13 protein-coding genes are annotated in these 17,163 nt (G+C 63.6%); 6 read left to right on the forward strand and 7 right to left on the reverse strand.

Annotated features, from left to right (window positions below; translation table 11 throughout):
- The first annotated feature begins 73 nt into the window (after positions 1 to 73).
- The 6 genes from ACPDIT_RS13005 (at position 74) to gcvT (ending at position 7,625) form a co-directional block, all read left to right on the forward strand.
- Entirely contained in the window at positions 74 to 1,051 is a 978-nt protein-coding gene (locus tag ACPDIT_RS13005; RefSeq protein WP_423444148.1) for an ABC transporter ATP-binding protein, read from the forward strand.
- Positions 1,052 to 1,103: 52 nt separating this feature from the next.
- Positions 1,104 to 1,847: an ABC transporter permease gene (locus ACPDIT_RS13010; RefSeq protein ID WP_423444150.1), complete on the forward strand. Its 744-nt coding sequence runs from the start codon at positions 1,104 to 1,106 to the stop codon at positions 1,845 to 1,847.
- Between the two features lie 19 nt (positions 1,848 to 1,866).
- Entirely contained in the window at positions 1,867 to 3,738 is a 1,872-nt protein-coding gene (locus ACPDIT_RS13015) for a Gldg family protein (RefSeq protein ID WP_423444152.1), read from the forward strand.
- Positions 3,735 to 4,958, forward strand: coding sequence for a DUF4340 domain-containing protein (locus ACPDIT_RS13020; protein WP_423444154.1), 1,224 nt, complete (start codon positions 3,735 to 3,737; stop codon positions 4,956 to 4,958). The genes ACPDIT_RS13015 and ACPDIT_RS13020 overlap by 4 nt, the downstream gene beginning before the upstream one ends.
- A gap of 682 nt (positions 4,959 to 5,640) precedes the next feature.
- Positions 5,641 to 6,477 carry a ParA family protein gene (locus ACPDIT_RS13025; protein WP_423444156.1) on the forward strand — a complete coding sequence of 279 codons (837 nt, stop codon included), beginning with the start codon at positions 5,641 to 5,643 and terminating at the stop codon, positions 6,475 to 6,477.
- Positions 6,471 to 7,625: a glycine cleavage system aminomethyltransferase GcvT gene (gene gcvT, locus ACPDIT_RS13030; RefSeq protein ID WP_423444157.1), complete on the forward strand. Its 1,155-nt coding sequence runs from the start codon at positions 6,471 to 6,473 to the stop codon at positions 7,623 to 7,625. The genes ACPDIT_RS13025 and gcvT overlap by 7 nt, the downstream gene beginning before the upstream one ends.
- 1,060 nt (positions 7,626 to 8,685) lie before the next feature.
- On the opposite strand, the gene ACPDIT_RS13035 is transcribed toward gcvT, so the two are convergent.
- From ACPDIT_RS13035 to ACPDIT_RS13065, 7 genes are all read right to left on the reverse strand, one after another.
- Positions 8,686 to 10,659 carry a hypothetical protein gene (locus ACPDIT_RS13035; protein WP_423444159.1) on the reverse strand — a complete coding sequence of 658 codons (1,974 nt, stop codon included), beginning with the start codon at positions 10,657 to 10,659 and terminating at the stop codon, positions 8,686 to 8,688.
- Between the two features lie 546 nt (positions 10,660 to 11,205).
- Positions 11,206 to 11,655, reverse strand: a complete 450-nt coding sequence (locus ACPDIT_RS13040) for a glycosyltransferase (RefSeq protein WP_423444160.1) — start codon at positions 11,653 to 11,655, stop codon at positions 11,206 to 11,208.
- Between the two features lie 92 nt (positions 11,656 to 11,747).
- Positions 11,748 to 13,436: a hypothetical protein gene (locus ACPDIT_RS13045; protein ID WP_423444162.1), complete on the reverse strand. Its 1,689-nt coding sequence runs from the start codon at positions 13,434 to 13,436 to the stop codon at positions 11,748 to 11,750.
- A 491-nt stretch (positions 13,437 to 13,927) separates the two neighbouring features.
- Positions 13,928 to 14,512, reverse strand: a complete 585-nt coding sequence (locus tag ACPDIT_RS13050) for a hypothetical protein (protein ID WP_423444164.1) — start codon at positions 14,510 to 14,512, stop codon at positions 13,928 to 13,930.
- Positions 14,513 to 14,646: 134 nt separating this feature from the next.
- Positions 14,647 to 14,889 carry a hypothetical protein gene (locus tag ACPDIT_RS13055; protein ID WP_423444166.1) on the reverse strand — a complete coding sequence of 81 codons (243 nt, stop codon included), beginning with the start codon at positions 14,887 to 14,889 and terminating at the stop codon, positions 14,647 to 14,649.
- Positions 14,890 to 15,453: 564 nt separating this feature from the next.
- On the reverse strand, positions 15,454 to 15,702 hold the full coding sequence (locus ACPDIT_RS13060; protein WP_423444167.1) for a hypothetical protein: 249 nt from the start codon (positions 15,700 to 15,702) through the stop codon (positions 15,454 to 15,456).
- Positions 15,703 to 16,237: 535 nt separating this feature from the next.
- Entirely contained in the window at positions 16,238 to 16,723 is a 486-nt protein-coding gene (locus ACPDIT_RS13065) for a hypothetical protein (protein ID WP_423444169.1), read from the reverse strand.
- Positions 16,724 to 17,163 lie beyond the last annotated feature (440 nt).

The following is a 17,163-nucleotide window of genomic DNA, read 5'->3' on the forward strand; positions in this document are numbered from 1 at the left end:
CGAGAAAAGAATGGACAGACCGACGCTCTCGCGCTATACATGGGATTCTGTCCGTGCTGGCGCAAGGAAGACGATGATTCGGGTCGAGCATTTGACAAAACAGTTTGGTCCGAAACGGGCGGTGGACGACGTGTCGTTCACGGTGGCTCCCGGGGAGGTGCTGGGCTTCCTGGGGCCCAACGGCGCGGGCAAGTCCACCACCATGCGCATGATCACGGGGTTCATCCCACCGACAGCGGGCCGCGTGTGGATTGGCGGGCACGACATGTGGGAGACCCCGATACCGGCCAAGCGGCTGATCGGGTATCTGCCGGAGAACGCGCCGGCCTACACCGACATGACGGTGTACGGCTTCTTGAACTTCGTGGCGGAATTGCGGGGCTTGCGAGGACAGGCGCGAAAGCAGGCGGTGCACCGGGTGGTGGAAATGTGTTTCCTGGAGAGCGTGTTGCACCAAAGCGTTGAGACCCTCTCGAAGGGCTACCGACACCGCACCTGCTTTGCGCAGGCCATCCTCCATGACCCTCCCGTCTTGGTCTTGGACGAGCCCACGGACGGCCTGGATCCAAACCAGAAACACGAAGTGCGCACCCTCATCCGGCGCATGGGCCAAACCAAAGCGATCATCTTTTCCACGCACATCCTCGAGGAAGTGGACGCCGCTTGTACCCGGGCCATCATCATTGACCGCGGGCGAATCGTGGCCAACGGCACCCCGGCCGAATTGCGCGCGCGTTCCGAAATGGCGGGTGCCGTGACGTTGCAGGTGCGCAATCAGTCCGCTGCCGCGGTTTCTTCGCGTCTTTACCAGGTGCCCGGGGTCAAGCGCGTCAGCATCCTGGAGGAAAAGGAGAATCTGGTGCGTGCCCGGGTCTTCCCGAAGGAACCCGGCGTGAACGGAGCATTCACCCGGGCGGTGGCGGAGGCCGTGCAGGGTTGGACCTTGGAGGAGTTGCGGGTGGAGGAGGGCCGATTGGACGAGGTCTTCCGCAGCATCACCATGCCGGACACGGTCCGGGAGGTGGGCGACCGCGCCGCCCCGAGGACGTAACGATCCGGCCCGTGACGCCGTGGGGCGCATCCGGCGCATTTGCTTCAGGCGTATGAAGGAATCCCTGGCCAACATCTGGACCATCACCAAGCGCGAGCTGTCGGGCTACTTCGCTTCCCCGGTGGCCTATGTGTACATTGTCATCTTCCTGTTGCTGAGCGGGTTTTTCACCTTCATGGTGGGCGGGTTTTTCGAGCGGGGAGAAGCCTCGCTCGCGGCGTTCTTCATCTGGCATCCGTGGTTTTACCTGTTCCTCGTGCCGGCGGTGGGCATGCGTTTGTGGGCCGAGGAACGGCGCGTGGGCACGCTGGAGCTGCTGCTGACCATGCCCATCACGGCCTGGCAGGCCATCCTGGGCAAGTTCCTGGCTTCCTGGTTGTTCCTGGCGCTCGCGCTGGCGCTGACCTTCCCGCTGGTGATCACCGTGAACTATCTGGGCGACCCGGATAACGGCGTGATCTTTGCAGCCTATTGCGGGAGCCTGCTCATGGCGGGAGCCTATCTGGCGATTACCTGCATGACCTCGGCCCTTACCCGCAATCAGGTCATCAGCTTCATCTTGTCGGTGGTCATCTGTCTCTTCCTCATTCTGGCCGGGTTTCCGCCGGTGACCAACCTGTTGGCCCAGTGGTCGGCCCCACTGGTGGAACTGGTCGCCTCCTTCAGCTTCATTACGCACTTCGACGCCTTTCACAAAGGCGTGCTCGACACACGCGACATCGTGTATTTCCTCTCGGTGACCGTGTTTGCGCTGTTCACCACGAGTGTGATTTTGCGCGGTCTGCGCGCCGGTTGAGCGTGCGCGTCCTGATGCCATGAACAAGCGAGCCTGGGAAACGATCGTATTCTCGGCCGTCGGCGTGGCGGCCATGTTCATCATTTTGCTGGGGCTGAACCTGGTCACGGCCCGGTTCAAGCACCGGGTGGACCTGACTGCCGAGAAGGCCTACACCCTGTCTCCCGGCACGCGCGCCATTCTGAGTCGGCTGGATACCCCCGTCACCATCCGGTTTTACTGGTCTCGCCTCGACACGGCCACGCCGGAGACGGTGTTTTTGCGCAACTATGCCCGGCGGGTGGAGGATCTTTTGGAGGAGTTTCGGGAGGCGGCCGGCGGCAAGCTGCGGATCGAGAAGCTGGATCCCCAACCCGACTCGGACGCGGAGGACTCGGCGCGGATGGACAACATGGAGCCGCAGTTGCTGCCCACCGGCGATCGTTTCTATCTCGGGCTGGCGGTCAGCATGCTTGATTCCCGGGCTGCCATTCCTTTTCTGGCTCCGACCCGGGAACGGTTGCTCGAGTACGACATCCTGCGGGCCATCACGCGGGTGATCAAACCGGAAAAGCCGGTGGTGGGGATCATGAGTGCCCTGCCGGTGTTCGGCGGCCCGGCCAATCCGTTCATGATGCAGATGGGCCAGCGGAATCAGGAACCGTGGGCGGTGGTCAGCGAGTTGCAAGCCGACTTCACCGTGCGCCGCGTGGAACTGACCGCGGAAAAAATCGATGACGACATTCAGGTGCTCGTGATCATCCATCCGCGGGACATTTCCGAGAAGACCCAGTACGCCATTGACCAGTTCCTGATGCGCGGCGGCAAGCTGGTGGCCTTCCTGGATCCGGTGTCGCTGGCGGACAGCCGGCAGCAGGGCAATCTGCCGTTCAGCATGCCGGGGGCGCCCTCGAATCTGGAGAAACTTTTGACGGCGTGGGGGCTGCGGTTCGACACCACGAAGGTCGTGGCCGATTTGAACTTCAAGATGCAGCTGTTGGGTCAACGCAATCAGCCGGTGGAGGCCCCGGCCTTTCTGGCGGTGACCCGGCAGGGGATGAATCCCGATGATCCGGTGACCAGTGAACTTGGGACGTTATGGATGCCGCTGGTCGGGGCTTTCTCGGGCACACCGGTCGAGGGGTTGAAACAGACGGTGTTGCTGAAGAGCACGCCGGAGTCCCAGTTGGTGGAAGGGTTCATGGCCCACATCAGCGGGGAGAACATCCTGAAGGAGTTCCGCTCCTCGGGGAAGGAACACCCGCTGGCCATCCGGTTAACCGGCCGGTTTAAAACGGCTTTTCCCAACGGAGCCCCCGGATCGACCAACGGGCCTCCGCCGCTGCAGGAAAGCAAAGAGGAGACCGTGGTGGTGCTGGTGGGAGATGCGGATCTCTTGTTCGACCGGTTTGCCATTCGGGAGTTGAACAGTCCCTTTGGCATCCTGCGCATACCGGCCAACGCCAACCTGAACTTTGTTCAAAACGTGGTGGAGCAGCTGGCCGGCGACGTGAACCTGATCAGCGTTCGCAGTCGCGCCATGCCAAGCCGGCCCTTCACGCGCATTCAAAAGATGCAGGCGGCGGCGCAGGAGCGATACCAGGCCGAAATCAAGAAACTCGAGGACAGCCTGGCAGAAACCCAGAGGCGCCTGAACGAACTCCAGCAGCAAAAGGAACCGGGCCAGCGATTCATTCTCTCGCCCGAGCAACAGGCGGAGATTGCGCGGTTTCGTCAACAGGAAGCCCGCACCCGCGAGGAGCTGAAGCGGGTGCGCCGCGAGTTTCGTCGGGACATTGACGCGCTGCAGACGCGCGTCCAATGGATGAACATCCTGGCGATGCCGTTGTTCGTTTCCCTGTCGGGCATCGCCATCGCACTCTATCGGCGCAAACGGACATCGGCCAAATGAACCGCAAACAACTGGCGTTGCTGTTGGGCCTTGTGGTCGTCCTGGGGGGGGCGGGTTATTGGCTTTACCGCCAGGAGAGCCGGAGCTGGCAGCAGGCGGCCCTGGGGGCGGGGTCAAAGGTCCTGCCCGATCTGGCCATCAACGACATTGCGCACGTGCGCATCCGCCGCGAGACCAATGAACTGAACCTGGTGAAAAAGGACGGTCTCTGGCGGGTGCGGGAGCGAGGGGATTACCCGGCCAATTTCAATCAGATCAGTGAGTGGATCCTGAAAGCGTCGGAGTTGAAGGCGGTGCAGGTGGAGGAAGTGGGCCCCTCCCAGATGGGCCGACTGTCCCTCCTACCCCCCGGACCGGGAACGAACACAGCGACGCTGGTCGAGTTCCTGGATGCGCAGGGCAAACCACTGGCCGGCTTGCTGCTCGGCAAGACCCAGGCCCGTCCGGTGGCAGCCGGAGCCGGGATGGAAGGTGACGGGGGCTTCCCCGTGGGCCGGTTCGTGATGTCCATGCAAGCGACCGGGCGGGTGGCACTGATCTCCGACACCTTGTCCGGGTTCGAGCCGAGGCCGGAACAATGGATTGCCAAGGACTTTTTCAAGGTGGAACGGCCGCGGCGAGTCGAGGTCCGCTTTGCCGAGGCTACGAACTCGTGGGCCATCCGGCGCGAAACCGAGAGCGCCCCCTGGCAGTTGGTGGACGCGAAACCGGGGGAACAACTGGACTCCGCCAAGGCCACCAGCGCGACCAGCGGCCTGAGCTGGCCCTCGTTCCTTGATGTCCTGCCCAAAGATACGCCGCCAGGGCAGGTCGGACTGGAACATCCGGTGACGGTGACCGTGGAGACTTTCGACCAATTCACCTACACCCTGCACGTCAGCCCCCAAACCAATCAGAGTTACTATGTGACGGTGAGCGTCCACGCCGATCTCCCGCAGGAGCGGACGCCCGGAGCGGACGAGAAGCCGGAGGACAAGGAGCGGCTCGACAAGGAATTCAAGGAGAAACAGCAGCGGTTGAGCGACAAGCTCGCCCAGGAAAAAAAACTGGAGGGCTGGATTTACCAGGTTTCCACCTGGACGCTGGACGCCTTGTTGAAGCCACGTCGGGAGATGCTGACTGCAAGCGGTCAGCCGGAGGGCGAGAAAGAACCGGAGTCGACCTCCGCGGTCAACGGCGGGGATGCGGATCGCTGGGTATCGATCCCAGAGCTGGAATAGCGGCGGCCTTCTGCATCGCTGCGACAGCGCTACGAGGTTCTCGCGGGTCTCGGAGGCGAGCGGAGCGGGCAGAGCCTCCCAGGCGGAATTCCGCACTTCGGGCGACCCGGCCGGAGCGCTCGTTATTCCGCGACGAACCTGACTCAGGGCGCGGCCAATTCCTGCCATGGACGCCCCGCCGGGTGCCGTTCTGCCGGCTCAACGCGTTCGCGATCAGGGTCCGGAGGTCCCATTCATGCGGCTGAGGGGTGGCAACGGCCATGGGGCGAGGGCCGATGTCGGAACGCCGCCCGATGTGATGGGCCCTGTTTTTCCTTGGACCGTTTGGATCCAGCGGCCGCGAGATTTCAGGGCGTTCGACAGGATTCAGGTGGTGAGCTTGGCCCCTCTTCGGGTCCAGATGTGATTGCCACCGCTCGCGTTTCCCGAGAATGCGGTCATGGGAGCGCATGGTTCGTTTGGCCGTCTCGGGGTCCTGGAAAACGCGGGCGAACACGCCGGGCCGTCGCACCCACAGCCAGCCCCGATGGTTCGGCCCATGATGGGTTGCGCCTCATGGCCGCGGGTCCCCACTCGGACCCTGCGGTGACTGGCGAAGCGCCGGCAAGTGGCATTGGGACTGCGACTGCGGCGGGCCGTCTGCTCGCTTGAAAGCCCGCGGTGCATCGGGTACACCCGCCTTGTGTCGAGCATCGTGATCGCGGTGGCCAATCAAAAAGGTGGCGTGGGCAAGACCACTACGGCCGTGAACCTGGCGGCGTGTCTGGGGCGACTGAAACCGCCGGTGGTGTTGATTGATTTGGATCCGCAGGCCAATGCCACCAGTGGCCTCGGGCTGGAAAAAAGGCCCGGAGGCAGCGTGTACGGCGTTCTTCTGGGAAGCGGGGCCGTGGAAGAAAAGATTCAGCCCACCGCCTGCGCCGGGTTGCATGTGGTTCCGAGTGAAGTGGATCTTTGCGGCGCGGAGGTGGAACTGGCGCGGGCCGAGAGGAATGTCCACCGACTGCGCGAGGCGCTGGTGTCGCTCCGACAGGCCGACCGCTACGGGCTGATTCTGATCGATTGTCCGCCCTCCCTCGGCCTGTTGACCATGAACGCGTTCGTGGCCGCGGATGCCGTCCTGGTGCCTCTGCAGTGCGAGTATTACGCCATGGAGGGGCTGTCGATGCTGCAGCGGGTGTTGGATCAGGTGCGCAGGGCCGGGCTCAATCCGCGACTGCAACTCCTGGGCATCTTGATGACCATGTATGATGCGCGGACCCGGCTTTCGAACCAGGTGGTCGAGGAGGTGCGTCAGTATTTTGGGGACTTGGTCTTTGAAACGGTGATTCCGCGCACCACGCGGCTTGCGGAGGCTCCCAGCTTCGGCAAACCGATTATCGAGTACGATCCGTACAGCAGTGCCTCCGCGGCCTACGAAGTGCTGGCCCAGGAAGTCCTGGCCAGGCTCGAACGACTCCGGCCGCTCGAAGCGGCTCCCGAGTCTTTGGCGCGGCCTTCTTCCCTTTCCTCATGCTGAAGCGCACTCCTCTGTTCGAAGAGCAGCAGCGCCTGGGCGCGCGCTTTGTGTCGTTCGCCGGATGGGAACTGCCCCTGCAGTATTCCGGGATCGTCGAAGAGCATTGGGCCGTGCGCCGGGCGGCCGGCCTTTTCGACATCTCGCACATGGGCGAAATCACCGTGAGCGGGCCGGCCGCACAGCGCTTCTTGAACTACGGGCTCACCAACGATGTCGCCCGCCTGGTGCCGGGGCAGGGACAGTACAGTCTGCTGTGCAATTCTCGTGGCGGCATCGTGGACGATCTGTATGTCTTCCGGCTGTCCGAAGAGGTCTTTTTGTTGGTGGTCAACGCCGCGCGAACCGCGGTGGACGTGGCCTGGTTGCAGCAGCTGGCGGAGTCCTTCGCGTCCCCGGACGAACTGCGGGTCACGGACGCCTCTCACAACTACGCCGCGCTGGCCGTCCAGGGCCCGGCAGTGACGAAGTTTCTGGACGCATGCGTGAGCGGCCCTTCGATCTCCGGGATGCGGGTCGCGCGCGTGACCGAGCTTCGAAAGAACCAAATTGGCGGGTTCGCCTTTGACAAGAGCGGCGTGCTCGTGTCGCGCACGGGGTACACGGGCGAGGACGGATTCGAAATCATTGGCACGGACAGCGCCATTGTGGCGTTGTGGCGTCGGATCCTCGAGGCCGGCGCTCCCCACGGGATCCGACCCTGTGGACTGGGTGCGCGCGACTCGTTGCGCATGGAAATGGGCTACCCACTGTACGGGCAGGAACTGGATGAAACCACGACCCCATGGGAAGCGGGCCTGGCCCGGTTTGTGGTCATGACCAAGGGTGACTTTGTGGGCCGCGCGGCCCTGGAGGAACAGCAGCAGCGCGGTTGGTCGCGGCAGAGTGTGGCGTTCCGCATGATCGGACGCACCCCGCCGCCGCGTCCGGGTTATCCGATTCGCGTGGAAGGCGAACCCTGCGGCCGCGTGACGAGCGGAACGCAGAGTCCCTGCCTGGGGGTGGGGATTGGACTGGGTTACGTGCCCACCGCCCGGGCACAACCAGGCACCCCGATCGAGATTGAAATTCGTGGCCAGGGATTCCCGGCACAGATTGTGGACCGGCCGATTTATCGCCGAAACGCCCTCGCCGGCGCCGACCCGGCCTGAGGGGAAGACCAAGCACCCCGAGGGGGCAGCCCAAAGATTTGCCCGCCGCATCCGGCAAAAGCCTTCCCCTGCCTCTTGAAAGCGGGGCTTGCAAAACTGCATCGCATTGCGCGGGCTTGAGCGGAGCCGCGAAACCGCCATCGTTCCACAAGGCCGTTTTTCATGATCCCGGCCTCAAGGGGGTGCTGGGTCATGAACTCAGAGCGCCGATTCAATACTGCGTGCATCCGAGCCGGCGCTCTCACTCACTGCAAAGGCGACCAAAGCCCGCACGGTCGGCCTGAGCCTGAGTGCAGACATCCCAGCCGATCTTGGGGGCAGTGGCCTGTCCGTGCGGAGGCGCGGCGTGGCGTGCCTGAGCTTGCTTTGAAGGTCAGCTTCGCGAACGGCTCGATAGGTTGTGAAGAATGCTGCGCTTCCGGCGGCTCTGGTTATGTGGACCGGTCTTACAGGGATCAACGCCAGCGGGCAGATTTTTCAGGTTGGCGGCGCTTGTTGGCGGTACCTTCGCCTCCCGCGGGGTTTTCTGTGGATCTTCGGCGGTTCCTGTGCGCCCTGAGCCGCCAATTCGGTGGCTGTCGTCGAAACGCTGTGACGCGACCGGGCCCGGGGGCTTCGCCGACTTCCGTGGGGAGTATGACGGCAGCCACCAGGGACACGCAGTGAATAGTTGTGGGGCGAGCTTCCGCCGAGTTCCGTCGGGCGGCTGGGTGGATGGCGGCTCGGTCGTCGCCGCCATCGGCCGGAAGACCGGGAATTCGAATACAGACCCTGGCTTCGGGGGCAGTCGCTGCAGTAAGCGCAGGACCATGGATCGATCCGGCGATCCCGATTGCCAGCCGGCTTGCTTCAAATTCGCCGACTTCCGTCGGTGGGCTACCTTGTTCCGTTGTCCGAATTGGACCGGGCTCTCTCGTCAACTCCGCCCCGAGTAAAGCCATGGGCAGCAGCCGTGGCGGAAGCCGCGCGTAGGGGCCACGCAGGTTTTGGGTGACGCACGCCTTTCTCGAGCCGATTTGGAGGACCTGCTTTTCTGAGAAGCAGGCCGTTTCAGGGCCGGTTAACGCCAGCGGACCTGGTGTAGGCGCCAGGGGAGTCCTTCTTGGGCGGCCAGAAAGCTTCGCGGCACCGTGGCCAGGAAAACCGGCTGGATGCCCTCCTGGTAACAACGCCGGCGAGGGGCCGCAAATCGAATCCGCCAACCGCGCTCGGTGCGCTCGACCGATTCCCGCTTCAGCATCTCCAACCCGACCCTGGCGCGGATCGCATGCGGATCTGCCGGGATCGGTGCCTCGCTGATCTCCTCCAATTCCAATTCCAGCAGGTGAGGTGAGTCCACGAAGAGGATCACGCAGGGCATGAGCATGCCCTCGGGATTGCGCTCCCAACCTGCGCCATTGAACGGGATCCCGGTGGCCCTGGGTTCCTCGGGATTCGTGTAACGACCATTCGGCGGTAGCGCGACCGGTTGAGTGGCCAGGTGCTTTTGTAGCGATGCGATGGCTTCGGCCCGCGTTTGGGGCCGTGGCTCGCCGTAAATCTGGTGCATGGCACGAGATTGCCATGCGAGCCAGGCTACCAGGGCGATGCCGGCTGTGCCCAGCAGCGTCACGCGCATGGAGGCCGAAGGAACCCGGTCGCAGGCGAGTCCAACGACCAGCCAACCGGCCATCATCCCGGCGGCGAACGCGGGCATGAAGTCCAGCATGTAACGCGTGGCGATGACGCAGTTGCGCAGATAGAACGCGGTCAGGAGAAACGTTGCAATTCCCGAATACACTCCCAGCCCGGCGATCGCCTGCCGGACTGCCGGGGGAGGATCTGCGGCATGAAAGGGACCGTGCCCGTTGCGGTGCCGATCCCGACGCGTCGCAAGGGCCAGTGCTGCGCCCCAACCCGACAGCAAGAGCACGAGATAGGTCGGATCATACGTGGGAAGGCCGATCTCCCGCCATCGGACCGTGCTGGACTGACCCGGAAACAGGTTCGTGGCGTACCAATCCCACGTCAGCCGCTTTTCGAGGAACAAGAGCCCGAAAAGCTCTCGAGCCGCGGACGGAAGGGGTTCGGTGGCAAACGGATGGTCGAATCGCGTTGCATACAGGGACCCGTACAAGCTCTGGATATTGAGCCTGTGACCGAACTCGAATCCGTCTCCGAAGCGCAACGCGTTGGTCACGTAGAGACCTGCTCCTCCCAGCACAAAGAGCAACAAGCCCGTGATGATGGGATGTCGCACCGGCGAGAGAGCCCGCGTGCGAGCGGTGCGCCCTTCAGCCCCGGCGCATTCCGGTCCGCGATGGTTTGCCAGGAGCCACAAACCGGTAAGCACTGCGGCGATCCCGTGAAGGACAAGGGTGGGGCGGATCCATCCTCCCACCCCGGCCCATCCACACAGGGCCCACCATCGCGAAGGAGTCGGCCGGCCGGCCAGGCGGATCAATAGAGCCAGCAATACGAGCCCGGCGATGTACTCGTACGCAATGGCTTGCTCGTAAACCTGGAAGCGCGTGCGCAGCAACCGCAAAAACGGAGGGAAAAACAGGGCCAATGCGGCGGCCAACCCTGTCCAGCAGAGCCAGAGGGCTCTCGGCTGCAGAACCGGTGTGGGCGCCTCGTGGGCCGGGACAACGGGTGGGCGGACAAGGATTTCGTGGAGGAGGGAGAAGAGTAAACACCAGGCGGCCAGGCCGAGCGCGATTCCGAACGCCGCCAGGTCGGGAAACGGCGCGAAGCCCATCGCGCGAGCCAGGACTTCGAAGGGTAGCAACCATAGAGGAACCCCGAGGCCCCAGACCTGATGAACGCCTCCCTGGGGCCAACAGTGATCGAACCGCAGGGCGGAGGGATCATGACTCAGGGCCAATCGGCCGGCAAGCAACGCCGCCACCTGAGCCCGGTACTCCGGCTGATAGGAATACCAACGGCCTCCGCTCTGTACCAGTCCCGTGAACACCAAAACGCCGGCGGAGTAAACCATCGCCTGCAGCAAGAGGATCCATCCGAGTGTCCGACGGCCGGGCGCTGCAGGCATGGCCGTTTTTTCGGTCGTTGGTTCGACAGGTGCCATGCTTTGACGCGATTTCCCGGCAGAGACCTCGCGGCACACAGGATAAGGCCGATGGTCAGGAAGGCGAGTCGACTTCTGCAGCCCGGAGAGCCTGGACGCTGGCGCAGGGTTGGTTCCGAGCTTCGTTTTGGTCAGGCTCGCCGTGGTCAGAATGCCCCCTGAATCGAAGACCGGCGCTTCTTGTCGCCGAGCCGGTTGCTAGGCCCTGGACGAAGCGGTTTCGGGAGACGAAGTGGCCCGGCTGAGCTCTTGCTGGGGTGCTTTTGAACGAGGGGGCCGAAGTTTTGGCGTCAAGGGATGCGGGAGTATTACCCACAGGCATCGGAGAGCCGCCCGGCCCTCTTGTCACCTGAGCTTCTTGCCTCCGGCGCAGCCGCGGTGGCCATACTGAATGGGAAGTTCCAGCATCGGGATTCCGGATCGCGCCAGTTTGGCGGTCTCCTCCGGACAGAAACCAAAACGTTCCTCTCCCAGGGGGAAACTCAGCAATAGGTCGCGACGGGAAGCCTCTTAGCAGGTTGCCACGTCAGTGAGTCGGAGGCCCGTAATGTGATTGGCGGCGCGTGGTACGACCCGATTTCTGCCAGCGATGCCACAGCGGCGTACTGGGCCGGGTAGCTGCCGCAAAGCGGCTCCCATGGACCATGGCGGCGCGACTGCCAGGACGGGCTGAAGCAACAAGGGCCAATCAGTGGGGTCATACTCGAGATCGGCGTCCTGAATCACAACGACGGGCGCCGAGAGGGCAGCCAGGGCAGTACGGGTCGCTGCCCCATTGGCGCGGTTTTTGTCCTGCCGCAAGGTCTGAACACGGGCATCCTGCTCAGCCCGGTGCAGGAGAATCTCCCAGGCGGCGTCCGAGAATCCATCGTCCACGGCAACGACGTCCGCCGCCACGGGCGGGGCAGTGATGCGTTGGGGAACCGTGTTCAGGCTTGGCGCCTCGTTGTCGCATGGCATCCATAACCTCCGGATAGTGGAGTTGCCTTGCGGTGCGGCATGGGGAGCGTCGCACGAGTGATTTCCCGGGGTATCTGCAACTGCGGACCTGATCATACGGGTTGGCAAGGAGATGAAGGGCCACCGGTCGGCTGCGCACCGGAATGTGTCTGAAACTCCGGCGACTTCAGGCGTACGCGCCCAATGGCCAGAAATGCCAGTCCCGCAAGGGTGAAAACCGAGATCCATCCTCCGAGGCGTTCCGGCAACAGGGCGGTGAGCCTGAGATCCACGCGGTAGTTTCCGGGCGGCAGTTCCACGGCGATCGCGCCGCCCGGGCCGGAACCGTCCGCCTTGAGTTCCAAAGTGTTGTCACGCCACGCGCGCCAGCCCGGGTAATAAAGCTGTCGGACCCATAGGGTTGTGGCCCCGGGAGTGTTTACGGTGAACTGGAGATGGCGCGCTTTCCATCCCTGGATGGACACCGCAGCTTCGGAGGACTGTGGAACCACCAAGCGGTCACCCATGGCATCGCGGGCCACCCACGGGCTGGCCAGGCCCGGAAGGTATTCCCGGGCATCCAACAACGTGCGAAGGGGTTCCGGTGGATGAGACGGACCCCGGGCATATTGGGACGCAGTGTCCGGGATTACTCCTCCGCTCACGAGGACCAGCGTCACCAGGGCGCTCAGCAGTCCCACGCCATCACATACACGGCCGAGCCTGGGTTCCCTGGGGTCCCCTCTGCCGTTCGCAATCAATGCGGCCCATATCAGACTGGCGGGGGCGAGGAAGCGCCATGTGAACTGAATCATCTGCAAGGGCCACAGAGCGCTGTAGATCGGACGACTCAAGGGCAGCATCAGGAACGTGACCAGCCAACCGAGCCACAGCCAGTGCGGTGCGGCGGCCGGGCGGTCCCGGGATGCCCACGAGCTCAGCCACCGGAGATGGTGGCAAACAAGGGTCAAAAGGAATCCGAGAAATACCATGAAGACGCGGATACTGAAGGCGTCCGGCCCTGCCAAGGGTTGGGTCAGGGATAGATTCGGAAAAAGGAAGGTCTCGTGCAGACCGCACCGCATCGAGCCGGTGTTCACAAAGCCCAAGTACGCAAAGCACGGCAAAAGGTAAACGGCCGCCAACATCACTGCACCGGTGAGCGCCAGCAGCGTGCGTCCCAATGCGGCCCAGCCGTGCCCCAGGGCCAGCAAGAGGGCCAATGGCGTGAAGGTAACCGTCGTGGGAAGGTGCGACAGGAACAGGCCGGTAAAACCGGTGATTGCCCAGCCCCATGCGGAGGGCTCCTTCGCCCGAAACCCCCATATCCCGCGCACAATGAGCGGCATCCATACGTACGTCCAAAACTCGGCGTAGGCGGCACGCTCGTACAAACCGAGAGCCAAATGGTAGGGACCCAGCATGTACAATGCCGAAGCCAACCATGCCCGGCCGGGCCTTGCCATTTTCGAGAAGCAGACCCAGGCAGTAACCCCGGAGAGCAGGAGCGCCAAGGCCGCAGCCCATCCCAGGCTCATCCAGACCTGCCGGGGGCCGGCGAACAGGGGGCACAAAGCGGCTGCGACCCAGTGCCCGAGGGGCGGGTAATAGAAAAAGGCAGGGCTGCCGAACCCAAAGTTGACCTGGGACAACCAGCGGGGATACGGCTCCCCGGACCAAACCTGGCTTGCGAAATTCGAGCACCAGCGGGCGTGATGGATGCTGTCATGTCCCCGCGGCGGGAAACCCAGGAAGAGCAGCGGCAGCGCGGCCACGAGGCCAAGAGCGATTAACCCGCTCACGGCTCGAAACGAACCCTGCCGGGACCCGGCGCCGGGCGCTGGGTCGACCGGGCTCATCGGATCAGAGCAGAGGAATTGTCAACGTAGGCGGCTGCGGGCGCGGACATCCCCGCCCGCCCGTGCTGGCCCATGCGGTCGGCGCGGTTGCTGTTGCGTCGTCTCACCGGGCCCCGTGTGTCGGTGCGCGTGTATCGGTCCACGGCCGGACAGGGCTCAGCACACCCCCGGAAACCGCGCGTTGGACATGGCGACCGCGAGAACGCCTCCCCGCCTGTGATGGCTCTCAGCAGGCTTCTCGGCAGCGGTATGCCAGGGGTAGCGGGTCTCGTAGGGCGTGCACGCTGGATGACCCTGCCTGTGCCCTCGAGATGAATCGTCGGACGGCAGGCAGCCGGCCCGGCTGCGGCAGAAGCGGTGGCCTTTTGGGGGCACCGGCGGATTCGCGTTGAGATGACCATAAGAGTGCTCGAATCGCAGTTCCAGGCCGTGGTTCATGAGGATTGACTCCGGTGGCCGGCGGATCGGGGGAGCCCTGTTTTTCGAAGCTTCAGGGTCCAGAGGAGGGTGGGCAGGACGACCAGGGCGAGGAAGAGAGTCCAGGCCAGGTAGTGACGCGGGCCGGGGCGGAGGAAGGCGTCATAACGGGGGCCGTGGCGAATGTAATGCTCGGCCTGCGCCAGCAGTTCGGGATCGCGATCGGTGGGCCAGGGTTGACCCGGCTGGAGGGTGTAAGTGGCGTGGAGGAAGAGGCGTTTGCGTTCGAAGCGGCGGTAGCGGTAGTCGGCCACCTCCACCGGCTCCGACGGCCGGGGCACGGGGTCGAACCCCTCGGCCGACCATTGCACGTTGGTCGCCAGGACTGTCACCCGTCTCCAGAGCTTGCCCGGTACGGAACTCAAGTAGTGGTCCATGACGCAACGAACCGGAATCGACCAGCCCCGATACTGCTGCCGCTCCATGCAAACGAACTCGCTGCGTACCAATCCATCTGGCAGGCCGTGGACAAACTCGATGTCCTCCAGGAACCAGTTGTACTCCTGCAAGGTCCGCGGAGTGTTATAGTGGGGGAGCAACATCCATTCTTTCGGGGGTCGATCGAGGGATCGATCGCGAATGACACGCAAGACATCGATGAATCGGCGATCCTTCGCCGGGACGACCTCGCTGCGGTTTACTGGCAGCCCATCGCGACCCCCGTGGATCGGCAGTGTTACGATTCGCCCCTGTTTGTCGGGCCTGAGGGAATCGGGCCGGAGGCAGTAAGCGATATCCATGCGGGGTAGATCTGCATCCGTTCATTCAGGATGTAATGTAACAGCCACCACGAGCCCGTGTAAATCATCGCGCGGGAGGGGAGGGACGCACCGCGGAGTTTGTCGTCCTCCAATACTGGAGGGTAGAAGGCATACGTATTGGTTCCGTCGTGACACACGGATAACCAGTGATCAGGCATGTGCAGATTGGTGCCCTGCACCTGCCAGTATGGGTCACCGAACAGGACGCTAAAATGAATCAGCCGATACGACTCCTTGTACTCGGCACCGGTCTCTAGATTGAACTGGCGCCTCTCAATCAATCCGGTGACGTGAATCGTTTCGGCGAACCCCCCGAGAGCGCACGAAAGGCTGATCGACGTCCACAATATCGAGACGCAGAGGCGGAGATGCCTTTTTTCCTTACGGCGACGGTGGCCGGAGGTGCCCTTGGCAACCTCTTCTTTTGCAGCAGAACAGGCGCAAAGCCGCGTCGCAGCGGCAGCAGACGCAGAGACGCGGCGGAAACAAGCCCTGGCCGAGGTCATAAGCGGCGGGAGTTGGATGGGAGCGGCAGAAGCGACGCGGCCGGGAGCAAGCATGGCTCAACGCTACATTGGGCTGCGGAGGAGCTCAAGCCTGTCATTGTAGCGGTGCGAATCGAAGAAGGGCCCGCCGGACCCGAGCAGACCCGACGGGCGCTGATGGAGGTGTGTCGCGGTTCGGTTGCGGCAACCGCGATCACAATTGCCGTGACGTGGGTGTCACAGCAGCCGGGTCTGGCGGCGGTCGCATTTACACGGCTTTAGAGTGTTGCTCACCGTTTGACAGGTACCGTCGTTTGTAGTTTTCACCGTGCAGTCCTTACCTTGCTCCTTGCATCCGTCTTCGTCCTCGTTCACCTCGCACTGCTGGTCGCTTTGCGCGTGGGGTGGCTGGGCCAGCAGTTGCAGGGCGACCCAGGGAAGGGTCAGCGACAGGGCCAGGATCAGGCTTGCCAGTCTCGATTTCATAGGGGTTCCTCCTTCGTTGGGATCTGGGGTTGGGAACATGGCGGTCCGCACTGCTCTCCCGGGCACACCCGTACCCGGGGCAGCCCGGACCGCCAAAGGTTGGCACCCGTCGGCCGGGCGCACAGAGGGTCTCTCGGAGACGCTCGACAATCGGGCCGAGGGCGTTTGCGGCACGCAGGCTCGAGCGGCTGAAGGATTCTGAAAGCAGGACTGAGGTGCCCCACTGCGGGTGGTGGGCGAAGTGTGGCCGCCCATGGCTCAGGGGATCGAGCTGGACCGTAACGGACAGCAGGGCCCGGTCCTGAGCGTGACCGGGCCGGGGCGGAGGAAGGCGTCGTAACGCGGGCCCTGGCGAATGGCGTGTTCGGCCCGGGCCGGGTCTGCGGGACGGCGATCGAACATGGGGCGGCGGAATGTCGATGTGGCCCTGGGCGGCAAGCGGAGAGCAACCTGGTGCGGCCATTGATCTTCCCCCGGTGGCTGGAGTCAGGGAATCCTGACGAGGGCCTTGGAAAGATGCCACGGCTCTGCGGGCCTATCCATGTCCTGACGGGCTGAGAGGCGCGTGGCTTGCGCGGGAGGAGTGCTCTTCGCCCTGCCTGAACAAGGCGGGGAGCGCGCAAAGGACCATCAGCGCCAGGGCAACGGAGGGAATCAGACGATCCAGCTGGCGACCCACGGGGAACAGCCGCGGCAACACGCCGAGGCATCCACAGGATTCCACATAGCCGTTCCAGATCAGAGCCCAGCGATACCAGAGCATGGTGCCGACCAAGGCCAGGAGAATCGCGCTGGGGAGCTTCTGCCCGCGCCACCGGATAGAGATCCATGCACAGGCCAGTTGAAGGGCTGCTGCGAAGAGGTACACCTGCCGGTTTGTGAGGAACGGGAAGACAAGATTCCGCAGGCCGTCCTCGACCGAGGGGACAAAGAGCGTTGCCGCATGGGACGCTGCGAAGAAGAACAGAATGGCTGCTGCCAGCAGGTGAGGCAGATTTCGAAATACAGAAGATCGCGTCATGGGCACCTCCGGATGCTCCCGGAACCGAAGCCGAATGGCGCAGCGGGCGTGGCCATGGAGGGAATGCACAAAAACCCGTCCTGAGGACCTGTCGCTCCAATTGCACAAGGAAGGCGCCGTGGAAGAGGTCGCAAGCCAGCGGCGAACCTGTCGAAAGGAGACGCGGTTTGCAGGGCGGCCAATGGGCGCATTCGGGAGCAGAAGTGCACTGCAGAATCGCTGAGAACCCTGGGTTGGCGCAGGAAATGTGGCCGACCTTGCGTGCGAGGGGCATTGGCATGGCGCATGCCCGCGCCTGACCGCTCATGGCACCAATGGCTTGCCGCTTGGTCACGGACCTGAGTCTCTCTCTCTCCTGTCAAGCCCCCGCTACGGGAAAGCAGCCGTGTCCCAGTCGGAGCCGGACAGTCGAAGAACGGACATCGAGAGTGGTTCGCTCG

Source organism: Limisphaera sp. VF-2, from assembly GCF_049537125.1.
In the GTDB taxonomy this organism is placed as follows: domain Bacteria; phylum Verrucomicrobiota; class Verrucomicrobiia; order Limisphaerales; family Limisphaeraceae; genus Limisphaera.

Coding starts and splice junctions, on each gene's coding strand:
- ACPDIT_RS13020 (WP_423444154.1), top strand. CDS start 3,735: ATGAACCGCAAACAACTGGCGTTGCTGTTGGGCCTTGTGGTCGTCCTG.
- ACPDIT_RS13055 (WP_423444166.1), bottom strand. CDS start 14,889: ATGCCTGATCACTGGTTATCCGTGTGTCACGACGGAACCAATACGTAT.
- ACPDIT_RS13035 (WP_423444159.1), bottom strand. CDS start 10,659: ATGCCTGCAGCGCCCGGCCGTCGGACACTCGGATGGATCCTCTTGCTG.
- gcvT (WP_423444157.1), top strand. CDS start 6,471: ATGCTGAAGCGCACTCCTCTGTTCGAAGAGCAGCAGCGCCTGGGCGCG.
- ACPDIT_RS13050 (WP_423444164.1), bottom strand. CDS start 14,512: ATGTTGCTCCCCCACTATAACACTCCGCGGACCTTGCAGGAGTACAAC.
- ACPDIT_RS13060 (WP_423444167.1), bottom strand. CDS start 15,702: ATGAAATCGAGACTGGCAAGCCTGATCCTGGCCCTGTCGCTGACCCTT.
- ACPDIT_RS13015 (WP_423444152.1), top strand. CDS start 1,867: ATGAACAAGCGAGCCTGGGAAACGATCGTATTCTCGGCCGTCGGCGTG.
- ACPDIT_RS13005 (WP_423444148.1), top strand. CDS start 74: ATGATTCGGGTCGAGCATTTGACAAAACAGTTTGGTCCGAAACGGGCG.
- ACPDIT_RS13010 (WP_423444150.1), top strand. CDS start 1,104: ATGAAGGAATCCCTGGCCAACATCTGGACCATCACCAAGCGCGAGCTG.
- ACPDIT_RS13040 (WP_423444160.1), bottom strand. CDS start 11,655: ATGCCATGCGACAACGAGGCGCCAAGCCTGAACACGGTTCCCCAACGC.
- ACPDIT_RS13065 (WP_423444169.1), bottom strand. CDS start 16,723: ATGACGCGATCTTCTGTATTTCGAAATCTGCCTCACCTGCTGGCAGCA.